Source organism: Streptomyces sp. NPDC051207 (assembly GCF_040682395.1).
Taxonomy (GTDB): Bacteria; Actinomycetota; Actinomycetes; order Streptomycetales; family Streptomycetaceae; genus Streptomyces.
The window spans coordinates 131191-144925 of record NZ_JBFBAX010000012.1 but is presented as its reverse complement, the minus strand read 5'-3'; the positions used below and the strand labels follow the sequence as shown (position 1 = coordinate 144925).

Below are 13735 nucleotides of genomic sequence, written 5' to 3'. Positions count from 1 at the left end.
TCACACGGACGGTTCGGTCCCTGGCGGCGTGGCGGGCGTACGGGCCTTGAGCGGCAGGATCGCATGGACGCGGAAGCCGCCGCCGTAGCGGGGCCCGGTGGTGAGGGTGCCGCGCAGGGCGGTGACGCGCTCGCGCATGCCGAGCAGCCCGTGCCCGCCGCCGGAGGCCGTGCGCTCGGCCTCGCCGGTCCCGTCGTCCAGGACGGTGATCTCGATGTGGGGTCCCACGCGGACGACGCTGACCTCCGCCTTCGCCTCGGGGCCCGCGTGCTTCTGCACGTTGGTGAGAGCCTCCTGGATGATCCGGTACGCGGCCAGGTCGACGGCGGCGGGCAGGGTGGTGCCCTGGTCGGCGCGGGCGACCTCGACGTGCAGCCCGGCGCTGCGGAAGGTGCCGGCGAGCTCGTCCAGGCGGTCCAGGCCCGGCGCCGGTTCGGTGGGCGCCTCGGGGTCGCCGGACTGGCGCAGCAGGCCGACGGTGGCGCGCAGTTCGTTGAGCGCCGAACGGCTGGCCTCCCGCACGTGGGCGAGGGCCTCCTTGGCCTGGTCGGGCCGCTTGTCCATGACGTGCGCCGCGACGCCGGCCTGCACGTTGACCAGGGCGATGTGGTGGGCGACGACGTCGTGCAGGTCGCGGGCGATGCGCAGGCGTTCCTCGGCGACGCGGCGGCGGGCCTCCTCGTCGCGGGTGCGTTCGGCGCGTTCGGCGCGCTCCTGCACGGCCTGCACGAAAGCGCGGCGGCTGCGGATGGCGTCGCCCGCGGCGGCGGCCATGCCGGTCCACGCGAAGATGCCGAGGTTCTCCTGCGCGTACCAGGGCAGCGGGCCGGCGATCATGGCGACGCCGGTCAGCACGGTCATGGTGAGCAGGCCGATGCGCCAGGCGGTGGGGCGGTCGGTGGAGGCGGCGACCGTGTAGAGGGCGATGACGGCGGACATGGCGACGGGGGTGCGGGGGTCGCCGGTGACGAACTCGACCAGGGACAGCGTGCCGGTGAGGGCGAGGACCGTCCTCGGGACGCGGCGGCGGAAGACCAGCGCGGCGGCGCACAGGGTCATGAGCACCAGGCTCAGCGCGTCCGGGGTGCGCACGCCCCAGGTGACGCGGTCGCCGCTGTGCGGGTCGACGAACGAACCGGCGACCATGCAGGCGAGCACGCCGGCCGCGATGGCCGCGTCCAGGGCCATGGGGTGGGCCTTGAGTCGGCATCTGGCGCGGTCGAGGGGGGTCACGCCAGCCAACTGTACGGACCCGCGGGTGTTCTGTACCCGGTGCCGGCGTGACCGTCCGCGGGGTCGCGCCCCCGGACCGCCCACCGGCCCGACGGCCTCGTCCCCGACCGCCGGACGGGCGGGAGGTGCGGGCGCCGGGCAGGCCGGAGAGTCCTTCAGGCGCCGGGGATCAGGCCGTTGTCGGTGAGCAGTTCCCTCACCTCGTCCAGGGTCGCGTCCGGGGACGGCAGGATCAGGTCCGACGGTTCCAGGGAGTCGTCCGGCAGCGGGTCCCCGAGGTCGCGCACCCGGTCCAGGAGCGCCTGGAGGGTGCGGCGGAAGCCGGGGCCGTCGCCGTTCTCCATCTCGGCCGCGAGTTCGTCGTCCAGCTCGTCGAGTGCGGCGAGGTGGCCGTCGGCCAGCCTCACCTGTCCCTCCCCCATGATCCGTACGATCATGTCGCCCTCCTCGGCGTGGGCCCCGGCCGCCGCGTGGCGGTCACCGTATGGCGGTCACTGCTTGTCGAAGCGCGGGGTGTCCTGCGGCTGCTGATGGGACTGCTGCCGGTCCGCGCCGCCCTCGATGGCCTGCTGCCCGCCGGAGGAACCGCCGGCCAGCTCCGCCTTCATGCGCTGCAGCTCCAGCTCCACATCCGTACCACCCGAGAGCCGGTCCAGCTCGGCCTGGATGTCGTCCTTGTGCATGCCGGACTGGTCGTCCAGGGCGCCGGAGGCGAGCAGTTCGTCGATCGCGCCGGCCCGCGCCTGGAGCTGCGCGGTCTTGTCCTCGGCCCGCTGGATCGCCAGGCCGACGTCGCCCATCTCCTCGGAGATGCCGGAGAAGGCCTCGCCGATCCGGGTCTGCGCCTGGGCGGCGGTGTAGGTGGCCTTGATCGTCTCCTTCTTCGTACGGAAGGCGTCGACCTTGGCCTGCAGGCGCTGGGCCGCCAGGGTGAGCTTCTCCTCCTCGCCCTGGAGCGTCGCGTGCTGGGTCTCCAGGTCCGTGACCTGCTGCTGGAGGGCGGCGCGGCGGGAGAGCGCCTCGCGGGCCAGGTCCTCGCGGCCCAGCGCGAGCGCCTTGCGGCCCTGGTCCTCCAGCTTGGAGGACTGGGACTGCAGCTGGTTCAGCTGGAGCTCGAGGCGCTTGCGGGACGTGGCCACGTCGGCCACACCGCGGCGCACCTTCTGCAGCAGCTCGAGCTGCTTCTGGTACGAGTAATCCAGGGTCTCGCGCGGGTCCTCGGCCCGGTCAAGGGCCTTGTTCGCCTTCGCGCGGAAGATCATTCCCATACGCTTCATGACACCGCTCATGGGCTTCGCGCGCCCCCTTCTGACGGACTCCAGCTCCAGCACCTGCTCCAGAACCCACAGTACGGGCCCTGCATCCATTACCGCACTGTCCGGGGACGGATGCGCTCATCCCCAAGGACGACTGACCGCTCGCGCGCTCCGGCCCAGGGAGTAGGTGGTTCCCGTACTCGCTGTCCGGTGCCGTCCCCTCCTGTCCTGTTGGAGACGCCCGGTGTTGCCGGATCGTTCCCGGCGGAACGGGGGTGCATGCCCACCCGTCTCCCACCACTTTCCGGGGACCTGCGGCCCCGTACCCCTTGGTTACCCCTTACCCTTGGGTTTTGTGTTCCGTAGCCGCGCCAAGGAAGAGAAGGCTCCGTCCGCCGACAAGGCGACGGTGACCGACTCCACGAGTCCCCGCCACCCGGAGGCCCCCAAGGGCCGCCCCACGCCCAAGCGCAGCCAGGCCCAGTCGCAGCGCCGCAGCGTCGCCAACACGTCGATGTCCCGCAAGGACGCGGCGAAGCGGCAGCGCGAGGAGCGCCGTGCCGCGCTGGAGCGGCAGCGCCAGGCGCTGGCCAGCGGCGACGAGCGGTATCTGCCGGCCCGTGACAAGGGCCCGGTCCGCCGCTTCGCGCGCGACTTCGTCGACTCGCGGTTCAACATCGCGGAGTTCTTCCTGCCGATGGCCGTCGTCATCCTCGTGCTGAGCATGGTGCGCGTGGCCTCGTTGCAGAATGTCGCGCTGCTGCTGTGGCTCGTGGTGATCGTGCTGATCGTGCTCGACTCCGTCGCCACCGGTTTCCGGCTGAAGAAGCAGCTGAACGAGCGCTTCCCCGACGAGAACAAGCGCGGCGCCGTCGCCTACGCCCTGATGCGCTCCCTCCAGATGCGCCGGCTCCGGCTGCCGAAGCCGCAGGTCAAGCGCGGAGAGCGGCCCTGAGCACGACGTCGTTCACCGGGGGCGCGGCGGATTTCGCCCGCAGCGGCGGGCCGGGCGGACTGCGTGACGTGGTCCGCCGGGAGCTGGTGGCCCGGCAGCTCGACGAGCAGCTCGCCGGGCGGTTCCCGGTCGGGCGGCGGCTGCGGGTGCTCGACGTCGGCATGGGCCGGGGCGCGCAGGCGCTGCGGCTGGTGCGGGCCGGGCACCAGGTGACCGGCCTGGAGCGGGACCCGGAGCTGATCGACGCGGCGCGTACGGCGCTGGCCGGTGAGCCGGAGGGCGTCCGGGAGCGGATGCGGATCATCGAGGGCGACGGCCGCGACACCGGCGTGCACTTCCGGCCGGGCAGCTTCGACGTGGTGCTGTGCCACGGCGTGCTCATGCGCGCCGAGGAGCCGGACCCGCTGCTGGCCGGGCTCGCGCGGATGCTCGCGCAGGGCGGGCTGCTGTCGCTGCTGGTCTGCAACGGCGACGCGCTCGCGATGCGGCCGGGGCTGTCCGGCGACTGGGCCGGGGCGCTGGCCGCGTTCGACACGACCGACCGGCTGCCCCACCCCCGGCTCGGCCCGGACGGGGGAACGCCGGTGCGGGCGGCGTCCGGGGTGCGGGCCGACCGGCTGAGCAAGCTCACGGGGACGCTCGCGGGCATCGGGGCGCCGCTGCACACCTGGTACGGGGTGCGGGTCTTCACGGACACGGCGGCCGACGGCGCGCAGCCGCCGGCCGACCTGGAGACGCTGCTCGCGGTCGAGGAGCGGGCGGGGCGCACGGACCCGTACCGCGGGGTGGCCGCGCTGCTGCACCTGTGCGGCGTGCGGAACTGAGCACGGCAGGCACGACGTGACGGAGGGGGCGGCCCGGCGGGCCGCCCCCTCCGTGTCTCACCGGGTCACGACTCGTCCGCGTGCAGGCTCATCGGCCCGTAGATCTCCGCGGAGTCCTCGAACAGCCGCACCTGGTCCACGCCGCCGTCGAGCAGCGCCTTCCACTGCTCCCCGATCCAGGACTCGGCGTCCCCCTGCGTGGTGAACTCCTCGGGCTGCACCGCGGGCTGGACCTCCGTCCCGTCGGCCGCCTCGAACCGCCACGTCCATGCCGCCATGTACGCCTCCCAGGTCTGAGCACATGCAGAGCAGAAGCCGGATCTTGGTCCGGCTCCTGCCCAGAGCCTAGCCGGGCGCGCAAGACCTGCCGGGGCACGCCAAAATCAGGGCGTGGACATCACTCTGCTCGGCACCGGCGCCCCCGCGGGGCTTCCCCGCCCCGACTGCTCCTGCGCGGCCTGCGCGTCCGCCCTCGGCGCGGACGCGCGCGCGGCCACCGCCGTACTGGTGGACGGGGCGCTGCTGCTGGACCTCACGCCCGGCGCGGCGTTCGCGGCCGCGCGGGTGGGGCGTTCGCTCAGCGGCGTGCGGCAGGTGCTGCTCACGCATCCGCACGACGGGCCCGCCGTGGAGGTGCCCGCGGGGCTGCCGCAGCCGGGGCGGGTGCCGGACGGGCGGGAGCTGGCGCTGCTGACGGGGCATCGGGTGCGGGCCGTGGCGATGGACGCGCCCGGCACCGGGTACGCCGTGACCGGGCCGGACGGGCAGCGGCTGCTGTATCTGCCGCCGGGCGGCGCGCCCGCGGGCCTCGAGGAGCCCGCCGAGTCGTACGACATGGTCCTCGCGGACGTCGTGGGGCGGCCGGACGGGTTGGCGAAGCTGCGGGCGGTGGGCGCGGCCGGGCCGACCACGGACGTCGTCGCCGTGCACCTCGGCCACGACGTGCCGCCGGGCGCGGAGCTGCGGCGGCGGCTCGCGGCGGCCGGGGCGCGGGCGGTGCCGGACGGGACGACGCTGGCCGTCGGCGCCTACGAGGACGTGCCCGACGTGCCGCGTCGGACGCTGGTGCTGGGCGGGGCGCGGTCGGGCAAGTCGGTGGAGGCCGAGCGGCGCCTTGAGGCCTTCCCGGACGTGCTGTACGTGGCGACGGGCGGGTCCCGGGGCGGCGACGGCGAGTGGGCGGCGCGGGTGTCGGCGCACCGGGAGCGGCGGCCGGGGTCCTGGCGGACCGTGGAGACCTGCGCTCTGGTGCCGCTGCTGAAGGACGACGGGCCGCCGCTGCTGGTGGACTGCCTGTCGCTGTGGCTGACGGACGCGATGGACGCCGTGGGGGCGTGGGACGACGCCGAGTGGGCGGACGGCGGGGAGCGCGCGCTGCGGGAGCGGGTGCGGGAGCTGACGGGGGCGGTACGGGAAACACGGCGCACGGTGGTCGCCGTGTCGAACGAGGTGGGCTCCGGAATCGTGCCGGCAACGGCGTCGGGCCGACGGTACCGGGACGAACTGGGCCGCCTGAACGCGGCGTTCGCCGCGGAGTGCGAGCACGTGGTGCTGGTGGTGGCGGGACAGGCGGTGGTTCTGCGGGGGTGACCGGTGGTGTGGGGGGCGCGGCGGGCGGCCGAGGGCCCACCGACGGCGGGCGGCCGGGGACGGGTCGTGCGGTGGGCGGCCGGGGCATGACGGCGGGTGGTCGGGGGCGAGTCGTACGGCGTCCGCACGGGCGCGAGTCGAGCAGCGTCCGGACGGGGGTGCACCGGCGGCCGGCGGGCAGGGACGGGTCGTACGGCGGGCGGCCGAGGCATGACGGCGGACGGCCGAGGCGTGACGGCGTCCGGTCGGGGGCGGATCTGTGGCGGGGGCCGGGTCGTCAGTTTCTGCGGGCCAGGATGCGGTATGTGCCGGGCAGGCCCGCGCGGTGGGGGGCCGTGAGGGTCGTGCAGCCCTCCGCGTGGAGTTCCGCCTCGATGTTTGCCGGGAGTGGCAGGTGCAGGTCGGCGGGGTGGGCCGGGGCCGTCCACCAGCGGGCGCGGGGGTCGGTGAGTTCGAGCAGGAGGTGGCCGCCGGGGCGGAGCACGGTGAGGGCGGCGTGGAGTTCCGCGCGGGGGTCCGGGGTGCCCTCCAGGTGGTGGAGCATGCTGACGACGTCGTAGCGGGCGCGCAGCCGGGCGGTGATGTGCGGGTCCGTCAGGCGGCCGACGTGGGCCTCCTCGACACGGCCGGCCGTGAACGCACGTACCACGCGGCGGTCGGTGTCCACGCCGTCGAAGGACGTGTACGGGAAGAACTCCCGCGCGGCGGCCGGGAAGTGGCCGTCGCCCGTGCCGGCGTCCAGCCAGCTCTCCGGCTCGGGGAAGGCCAGCAGCGCGCGGGCGGCCGAGCGGTGGCGGTGGGCGGTGAGGCGGCGGGCCGCGCGGGCCTCGTCCTGGGCGCGGCGATGGAAGGCGTGGCTCTCGGCGGTGAGCCGGGGGTTCTGGAAGACGTGCCCGCAGTCCCCGCACTCGTCGAGGGGGACGCCGCCGGGACTGCCCTCGGCGAGGTCCGTCGCGGTCAGTCCGGTGCGCAGACCGCGTACGCCCGACGGGGCCGGCCGGGGGCGCAGCCGCCGCGCGCCGCACCAGGGGCAGTCGGGGCGGCGCGGCTCGTGGACGTGGGCGATGGTCCGGGCGATGGCGTGGGCGAGTCCGGCACGGCCGGTGGCCCGGCGCCGGCCGACGGTCCGGGCGGGGATCGGGGCGGACGGCATGGCGGCTCCCGGGGGCGAACGGCAATCCATGACAAACCGGAACGTAGGGGATACCGATCTTCGGTGCAACGACGTCGCCGTGACGGGGTGGCGATGTGGCGGCGATCAGTTCGACCGGGGCCGGTACTGTTCGGCGAATGAGCTCGCTGAATCTCGACGACTTCACCGATCTGATCGAGCGCCCCGACGGCGGAGTGCGGCGCGACGCGGAGGCGCGCCGGGAACGTCGGATCGTGCCGCCCGGTTCGCTGGGCCGGCTCGACGATCTGGGTGAGTGGCTGGCGACGGCCCAGGCGGCCGTACCCGTGCGGCCGGTGGAGCGGCCCCGGGTCGTCCTCTTCGCCGGTGACCACGGCATCGCCGAGCTGGGGGTTTCGGCGCGTCCGGCGGGCACGGCCGGGCAGCTGGTGCGGGAGGTCCTGGAGGGCGGCCGGCCGGTGTCGGTGCTGGCGCGGCGGCTCGGCGTGCCCGTGCGGATCGTCGACATGGCGCTGGACTGCGACCCCGAGACCCTGCCCGCCGATGTCGTACGCCACCGGGTGCGGCGCGGCGGCGGGCGCCTCGACGTCGAGGACACGCTCACGGCCGAGGAGGCGGAGGCCGCCTTCCGGGCGGGCGTCGCGGTGGCCGACGAGGAGGCCGACGCGGGCACCGACCTGGTGCTCCTCGGCGATGTCAGCGTCGGCGGGACGACCGCCGCGGGCGTGCTCGTCGCCGCGCTGTGCGGAACGGACGCGTCCGTGGTGACCGGGCGCGGCGGGCTGGCGATCGACGACCTCGCGTGGATGCGCAAGTGCGCGGCGATCCGGGACGGGCTGCGCCGGGCGCGGCCGGTGCTCGGCGACCAGTTGCAGCTGCTGGCCGCGGTGGGCGGCGCCGACCTCACGGCGATGACGGGCTTCCTGCTGCAGAGCGCGGTGCGGAAGATGCCGGTGGTCCTGGACGGCGTGGTGGCCGCCGCGTGCGCGCTGGTGGGCCAGCGGATCGCGTTCCGGGCGCCGGACTGGTGGCTGGCCGGGCACGACAGCGGGGAGCCGGGCCAGGCGAAGGCGCTGGACCGGATGGCCCTGGAGCCGCTGGTGTCCCACGGCGTGACGGTCGGCGAGGGAGCGGGCGCGCTGCTGGCCCTGCCGCTGGTGCAGGCGGCGGCGGCGCTGGCGGCGGAGCTGCCCGAGCGGCCGGAGCCGGCCCCCGAGGGCGCTCCCCCGGCCGCCCCGTAATCCGCGCCGGTGTTCACGACCCCCTGGGCCGACGGCCTGCGCTTCTCCTTCGGCACGCTCACCGCGCTCCCGGTCCGGGTGACCCGCTGGGACCGGGACGCCGCGCGCGGCGGCATGCTGTGCGCCCCGCTGGCCGGGCTGGCCGTCGGGGCCGGGGCCGCCGCCGCCGGGCTGGTGCTGCTGCTCCTCGGGGCCGGTGCGCCGCTCGCCGCCGTCGCCTCGGCCGCCGTACCGGCGCTGCTCACGCGTGGGCTGCATCTGGACGGGCTGGCCGACACCGCCGACGGGCTGGGCAGCGGCAAGCCCGCCGGGGACGCGCTGCGGATCATGAAGCAGTCGGACATCGGCCCGTTCGGCGTCATCACGCTGGTGTTCGTGCTGCTCGCGCAGGTCGCCGCGCTGGCCGGGGCGTACGCCGGCTCGTGGCTGCGGGGCGCGCTGGCCGCCGTCGTCGCGGGCACCGTGGCCCGGCTCGCGCTCACCCTGGCGGCCCGGTCCGGGGTGCCGGCGGCACGGCCGGAAGGGCTCGGCGCGGCCGTCGCCGGGGTGGTGCCGGTGCGCGGCGCGGTGGGCGCGGCGGTGGCCGTGGCCGGGCTCGCGGCGGCGTCCGGCGCGTTCCTCGGGGCGGACGGCGTGGTCCGTACGGCGCTCGCGGTGCTCGTCGCGCTCGGCGCGGCCGAACTGCTGCTGCGGCACTGCACGCGCCGCTTCGGCGGCATCACCGGCGATGTGTTCGGCGCGCTCGCGGAGACGGCGGCGACGGCGGCGCTCGTGGTGCTGTCACTGGGCTGACGCACCGCGCGCGGCGACGGGGTTCAGCACGCCCGGCGCCACGGCCCCAGTTCGTACTTCTTGAGCATCGAGCTGAGCCGGAGCCTGCGGGCCTCGGGGCAGAAGCGGCGCGCCGGCAGTTCGTACTCGACGTGGAAGACCGCCTTGCCGGCCTCGATGAACGGGGTGAGGGCCTCGCACTCGTCGTACTGGGCGCACTGCTCGTTGACCGCGAAGTCGAAGTCGCCGACCAGTTCGGGGATCTGGCCGAGGTCGTTCTTCAGGCCGACGGACAGGCCGCGCTCGTGGGCGAGCCGCGCGACGAGACGGTTGTAGCGCAGCTGGTGGGCGGCCGTGAGCGGGAAGCCGGTGCGGTTGCGGTAGCCGTCCATGTTGTCGGGCTCGACCGCGTCGAAGCCCTTGTCGCGGCACATGTCGAGGCGGGCCGCCATGAGGGGTTCCAGGACGTCGACGCGGCGGATGTCGAGCCAGCGCTCGCCCTTCCAGCCGTTGGAGCGGCCCAGCACCGAGCGGGGGAAGTCCCCGGCGTCGGGGCGGAAGTCCTCCCAGGCGCCGGTCGAGAGGTAGCAGATGACCTTGCGGCCGTCGCGGTGCAGTGCGGCGACGGTCCGCGCGGAGTGGTCGAAGCCGTCGATGTCGTAGACCGGCACGTCGACGGAGGTGTCGAGGCGTCCGCTGAGCTGCCACTGCCAGTGCGTGCCGGGGCGCGGCTGCCAGCGGGCGCGGTCCGTCGCGCCCTTCCCCGGCGTGCCGTCGGGGCCGTCGGTGCAGCCCGCGAGCAGCAGGAGCAGGGCGCCCAGCAGGGCGGCGAACAGGGGCGGGCGTCTCACCGGGTCGTCTCCAGGGTGTGGGGCAGCGTCCCCCAAGGATGATCGCCCTCGCCCGGAACCGCACAGTGCACGGCCGCGCCCCGCGCGCGGGCCCGGGGTGCGAGGTCGGCGCCGGGCGGCACGCCGTACACCAGATGGCACAGCCGCACGTCGCACGGGCCCCGCCACGGCTCGTGGCGCAGCGCGCGGTACGACTCCCAGCTCCCCTCGAAGGTGACGAGGAGGTCGGCGACGCGGGCGTACGACGGGTCGGGTGCCGTGCCGTGGTTGAGGGCGAGCGTGGCACAGCCGGCGCCCCAGGCGGCTGCCGCGAGGCGCCGGTAGTACGCGAACTGCGCGCGTGCGGAGGCGGCCTGGTCGAAGAAGGCGCCGTCGGTGCCGTACCAGTCGCGGTGCCGGGCGAGATCGCGGACCACGTCGGCGTGCGGGCGGCGGCCGTAGGCGGTGTCGGCGTAGCCGAGGACGCGCACCCCTGCCGCCCGCAGCCGTGCCGCGACCTCGGCGAACGCCGGGTCGGGGCGGTCGCCGGGGCCGCTGGCCGGGTTGAGGACGACGCCGTACAGGCGCGGGGCGGCGGCGACGATCGCGTCCCATTCGGCGGGGCGGACGGCGGGGTGCTCGTAGTACGGGACCAGCAGGTCGCGGGGCGGGGGCGGCAACTCGCCGGCCGCCGGGGGCGGTTCCCCGTGCGGCACCGGTCCGTCAGGCGCTTCCTCACACGCATCCGGCACTTTCCCGTGCGGCGTCGGCGGTTCGCTCATCGGTGGGCCGTCGCCCTTCCCAGCAGGGCGCACACCAGGACGGTCTGCGCGGTGGCGGCCGTGCCGTACACGGCGAGGCCCACGAGGGGCGGGTCGCCCGCGCGGGTGAGGAGGGCGAAGGTCTGGACGAGGGCGGCGGTGCCGCACGCGGCCGTCGCGGCGAGGACCGCGCCGAAGGACTGGAGCAGCAGGCCCGTCCACACCACCACGCCGAGCAGCAGCAGGCCGGCGAGCCGGACGCCGCCCACGGCCGGGGAGCCGGGCCACAGGGCGGAGGCGGTCAGGGCCAGGGCGAGCAGGGCGGCGAGGTAGCCGGTGAGGCACCGGCCGGCGGTGCGGGCGGTCGCCCGGCGGAAGGCGCGCGGGGTGCGGGTGGAGCACAGCCCGGCGAGGCTGCCGCTGCGGAAGCGGTGCAGCAGCCATTCGGCGGGCCCCATGCTGAGGGTGAGCGCGACGGCGGCCGGTGCGGCGACCGGGCTCGCCTCCCGGCCCGCGAGGACGTCGCCGAGCGCCGCGTACAGCACGAGGACGCCGCTGCCGAGCCCGAACAGGGCGTACGGCAGGGAGCCGGCGAGCCGGGGCCCGGCCGGGCGGCGCTGCTCGGCGGGCAGGGCGCCGAACGCGCCGAAGGGCAGCAGCGCGGTCAGTGCGGCGCTCCAGCGGCCCGGCTGCCGCGGCGCGGACGCCACTTCGCGCACCGCGAGGACCGCCACCGCCAGCAGTGAGCCCAGCAGCAGGGCGAAACGTGCCGCGTCGGGCACGGGGCGCACGAGGGTGAGGACGGCGCCCGCCGTCATCGGCAGCAGGCCGGCCAGCAGGGCCTTCTCGCGGCCCATGACCAGCAGGACGGTCGCCGCGCCCAGGTAGCAGGACTGCCCGGCGGCGAAGGCCACCGCGCCCGGGCCGGCGGCTCCGGCGGCTGCCAGGGTGGCCAGCGCGCCGAGCACGGCGCCGGTCACGGCCCCGAGGAGGAGACAGCGCCGGGCGGCGTCCCGGTCTCCCAGGCCCAGCCACGCGTACGCCCGGTGGGACAGGCCCTGGTTCCACGCCCAGCCGCACAGCGCGCCCGCCAGCAGCGGCACGGTGCCCGCGGGCAGGCCGAGGGCGCGCGGGCCGGTCAGCAGGGGCGCGCCGAGGACGTAGGCGAAGCCGGGCAGCGCGAAGACCACGCCGCGCAGCAGGCACCCCAGCAGAGCGGCCCGCCAGGGCACGGGGGCGGGGCCGTCGGGTTCGGGGTGGCGGCGTGCGACCCGTTCGTAGAGTTCCTCGGCGAGGGCGAAGGAGTTCTTCAGGCCGTACCGCTCGCGTATCTGGTCGTCGGACAGGCCGTCGGACTCCAGCAGGGCGGCTATCTCGTCGGGGTGGACGGCGGCGGCCACGAAGTCGTCGAGGCGGTCGGCGAGTTCGTCCACGGGGTCGCGCCGCGCCCAGGTGGGGGTGCGCTGCCGGGGGATGGCGGGCAGGGTGACGGGGCGGGAGTCCGGGGGGAGCCAGACGCTGCCGCTCACCAGTCGGTCCCGTCCGTCGCGACGGCCGCGTACCAGGGGTCGCGCAGTTCGGCGGTCCAGTCGGCGACGGTCTCGACCGCCGGCTCGTAGACCTCGGGCAGCCCGGCGAGTTCCTGGTAGATCGTCCGGAAGGCGTCCACGGAGCGGCGCAGCGTGAAGCGGTCGATGACCCGTCTGCGGGATAACTCGCCCAGTTCGCGGCGTCTTTCACGGTCGCGGAGCAGGGTCAGCGCGGCGGCGGCCATCTTCTCCGGTTCGCGCGGCGGCACCACGAGCCCGGTGTCGCCGACGGCCTCCCGCACTCCCCCGACGTCCGTCGACACCGTCGTACGGCCGCAGGACATGGCCTCGATGATGGAGAACGGGAAGCCCTCGGATATGGAGGACAGCATCACGACGTGACCGGCCGCGTAGGCGCGCCACACCTCGGTGATGCGGCCCTCGAAGGTCAGGCCGTCGGTGACGCCGAGTTCGGCGGCGAGCTTCTCCAGCCGGGTGCGGTACGCCTCGCCGCCCGGCGGCACCGGGCCGAACAGCCGCAGCCGGGTCTCGGGCATCTCCGCGCGGACCATGGCGTAGGCGCGTATCAGCGTCTCCAGGTCCTTGATCGGGTCGATGCGGCCGCACCAGCTCAGGGTGGGCACGTCGGGTTCGGGCCCGGCGTGCGGGAAGGCCTGCGGGTCGACGCCGTTGTAGACGGTGCGGATCTTGCCGGTGTCCGCGCCGCCGCGCTCCTCCCAGCGGCGGTTGTACTGGTTGCAGGGGGTGATCAGGTCGGCGGCGCGGTAGCCGAGGGTGTTCAGTTCGCGGTAGAAGCCGAGCATCAGGGCCTTCACGGGCCAGCGCTGCGCGTCACGGCAGTAGCCGAGGTAGCGTTCGCGCAGGTAGATGCCGTGCTCGGTGAGCAGGAACGGTACGCCGTCCAGGTGGTGGGCGGCGAGCGCGGGCAGGGTGGCCAGGCCGCTGGAGACGGCGTGCGCCACCGAGTCGGCCGCGATGCGCACGCCGAGCGGACGCAGGGCGTGTTCGAGCAGGTCGGTGGCGGTGAGCGCGTCGTGCACGGTGGGCCGGGCGGCGGCCGTCGGCAGGTGGGGCGAGGTCCAGATCCACATCAGGGACCGCAGGGCCGCCTCGGTGCGCAGGGCCGCGGAGAGGCGGCCGTCGCGGGCGAGGACGGCCAGTCGGTACAGGGCGTCGCCGAAGTCGCACGGGCCGGCGGGGTCGAGGAACGACAGCAGGAACCGCTCGTAGGTGTCGAGGAAGCGGCGCCGGGCCCTGCCGTACGGCGGGCGGTTGCGGCCGGGGCGCGGGCCCCAGGTCGGCACGACGGTGTGCCGGTGGATGTTCGGCGGCAGCTCCCAGGTCACCGGCTCGCGGCCGGTGCCGGTGAGTGACACGACGTCGAAGCCGACCTCGGGCATGCCCTTGACGAGCTGGTCGCACCAGGTGCTGACGCCGCCGTGGACGTGCGGATAGGTGCCTTCGGTGAGCATGGTGACATGACGGCCGGTACGCATCGCTGCGGCTCCCCCCGGGTGATGCGGATGATGTGCGGGGAACCGCCGCCCGGCCGCGGGTGGCCGGGCGCGCGGTTCCCCGCGCCCCTTCGGGGC

14 protein-coding genes are annotated in these 13735 nt (G+C 75.5%); 5 read left to right on the top strand and 9 right to left on the bottom strand.

All coding sequences use genetic code 11. The features are described 5' to 3' along the window. From AB0M97_RS14935 to AB0M97_RS14925, 3 genes are all read right to left on the bottom strand, one after another. Complete coding sequence (locus tag AB0M97_RS14935; RefSeq protein ID WP_365961258.1) at window positions 1–1233, bottom strand: sensor histidine kinase; 1233 nt, start codon at window positions 1231–1233, stop codon at window positions 1–3. 155 nt (window positions 1234–1388) lie between these two features. Then, window positions 1389–1670 carry a hypothetical protein gene (locus AB0M97_RS14930; RefSeq protein WP_365961257.1) on the bottom strand — a complete coding sequence of 94 codons (282 nt, stop codon included), beginning with the start codon at window positions 1668–1670 and terminating at the stop codon, window positions 1389–1391. A 54-nt stretch (window positions 1671–1724) separates the two neighbouring features. Continuing rightward, window positions 1725–2510 (bottom strand): PspA/IM30 family protein, encoded by a 786-nt coding sequence (locus AB0M97_RS14925; protein WP_365961256.1) that lies wholly within the window; start codon window positions 2508–2510, stop codon window positions 1725–1727. Window positions 2511–2844: 334 nt separating this feature from the next. On the opposite strand from AB0M97_RS14925, the gene AB0M97_RS14920 reads away from it, so the two are divergent. Continuing rightward, window positions 2845–3444: a DUF3043 domain-containing protein gene (locus AB0M97_RS14920; protein ID WP_365961255.1), complete on the top strand. Its 600-nt coding sequence runs from the start codon at window positions 2845–2847 to the stop codon at window positions 3442–3444. Window positions 3445–3530: 86 nt separating this feature from the next. Continuing rightward, a complete protein-coding gene (locus AB0M97_RS14915) occupies window positions 3531–4268 on the top strand; it encodes a methyltransferase domain-containing protein (RefSeq protein ID WP_365961305.1) in 738 nt (245 codons plus the stop codon). A gap of 65 nt (window positions 4269–4333) precedes the next feature. On the opposite strand, the gene AB0M97_RS14910 is transcribed toward AB0M97_RS14915, so the two are convergent. Further along, window positions 4334–4546, bottom strand: a complete 213-nt coding sequence (locus AB0M97_RS14910) for a hypothetical protein (protein WP_365961254.1) — start codon at window positions 4544–4546, stop codon at window positions 4334–4336. Between the two features lie 112 nt (window positions 4547–4658). Between AB0M97_RS14910 and AB0M97_RS14905 the strand changes: the two genes are divergently transcribed. Further along, window positions 4659–5858: a bifunctional adenosylcobinamide kinase/adenosylcobinamide-phosphate guanylyltransferase gene (locus AB0M97_RS14905; RefSeq protein WP_365961253.1), complete on the top strand. Its 1200-nt coding sequence runs from the start codon at window positions 4659–4661 to the stop codon at window positions 5856–5858. Window positions 5859–6135: 277 nt separating this feature from the next. Here the strand turns inward: AB0M97_RS14905 and AB0M97_RS14900 are convergent, their stop codons facing one another. Continuing rightward, window positions 6136–7011 carry a class I SAM-dependent methyltransferase gene (locus AB0M97_RS14900; RefSeq protein WP_365961252.1) on the bottom strand — a complete coding sequence of 292 codons (876 nt, stop codon included), beginning with the start codon at window positions 7009–7011 and terminating at the stop codon, window positions 6136–6138. A 137-nt stretch (window positions 7012–7148) separates the two neighbouring features. Between AB0M97_RS14900 and cobT the strand changes: the two genes are divergently transcribed. Beyond that, window positions 7149–8231, top strand: a complete 1083-nt coding sequence (gene cobT, locus AB0M97_RS14895) for a nicotinate-nucleotide--dimethylbenzimidazole phosphoribosyltransferase (protein ID WP_365961251.1) — start codon at window positions 7149–7151, stop codon at window positions 8229–8231. A gap of 9 nt (window positions 8232–8240) precedes the next feature. Continuing rightward, a complete protein-coding gene (locus AB0M97_RS14890; protein WP_365961250.1) occupies window positions 8241–9023 on the top strand; it encodes an adenosylcobinamide-GDP ribazoletransferase in 783 nt (260 codons plus the stop codon). Between the two features lie 23 nt (window positions 9024–9046). Here the strand turns inward: AB0M97_RS14890 and AB0M97_RS14885 are convergent, their stop codons facing one another. From AB0M97_RS14885 to pelF, 4 genes are all read right to left on the bottom strand, one after another. Continuing rightward, window positions 9047–9853 (bottom strand): endo alpha-1,4 polygalactosaminidase, encoded by an 807-nt coding sequence (locus AB0M97_RS14885; protein ID WP_365961249.1) that lies wholly within the window; start codon window positions 9851–9853, stop codon window positions 9047–9049. Continuing rightward, on the bottom strand, window positions 9850–10548 hold the full coding sequence (locus tag AB0M97_RS14880; RefSeq protein WP_365961248.1) for a spherulation-specific family 4 protein: 699 nt from the start codon (window positions 10546–10548) through the stop codon (window positions 9850–9852). The genes AB0M97_RS14885 and AB0M97_RS14880 overlap by 4 nt, the downstream gene beginning before the upstream one ends. A gap of 62 nt (window positions 10549–10610) precedes the next feature. Further along, window positions 10611–12122, bottom strand: coding sequence for a hypothetical protein (locus AB0M97_RS14875; protein WP_365961247.1), 1512 nt, complete (start codon window positions 12120–12122; stop codon window positions 10611–10613). Beyond that, window positions 12119–13639, bottom strand: coding sequence for a GT4 family glycosyltransferase PelF (pelF, locus tag AB0M97_RS14870; protein WP_365961246.1), 1521 nt, complete (start codon window positions 13637–13639; stop codon window positions 12119–12121). Before pelF ends, AB0M97_RS14875 begins: the two co-directional genes overlap by 4 nt. Window positions 13640–13735: the final 96 nt, after the last annotated feature.

Coding starts and splice junctions, on each gene's coding strand:
- AB0M97_RS14910 (WP_365961254.1), bottom strand. CDS start 4,546: ATGGCGGCATGGACGTGGCGGTTCGAGGCGGCCGACGGGACGGAGGTC.
- pelF (WP_365961246.1), bottom strand. CDS start 13,639: ATGCGTACCGGCCGTCATGTCACCATGCTCACCGAAGGCACCTATCCG.
- AB0M97_RS14925 (WP_365961256.1), bottom strand. CDS start 2,510: ATGAAGCGTATGGGAATGATCTTCCGCGCGAAGGCGAACAAGGCCCTT.
- AB0M97_RS14900 (WP_365961252.1), bottom strand. CDS start 7,011: ATGCCGTCCGCCCCGATCCCCGCCCGGACCGTCGGCCGGCGCCGGGCC.
- cobT (WP_365961251.1), top strand. CDS start 7,149: ATGAGCTCGCTGAATCTCGACGACTTCACCGATCTGATCGAGCGCCCC.
- AB0M97_RS14930 (WP_365961257.1), bottom strand. CDS start 1,670: ATGATCGTACGGATCATGGGGGAGGGACAGGTGAGGCTGGCCGACGGC.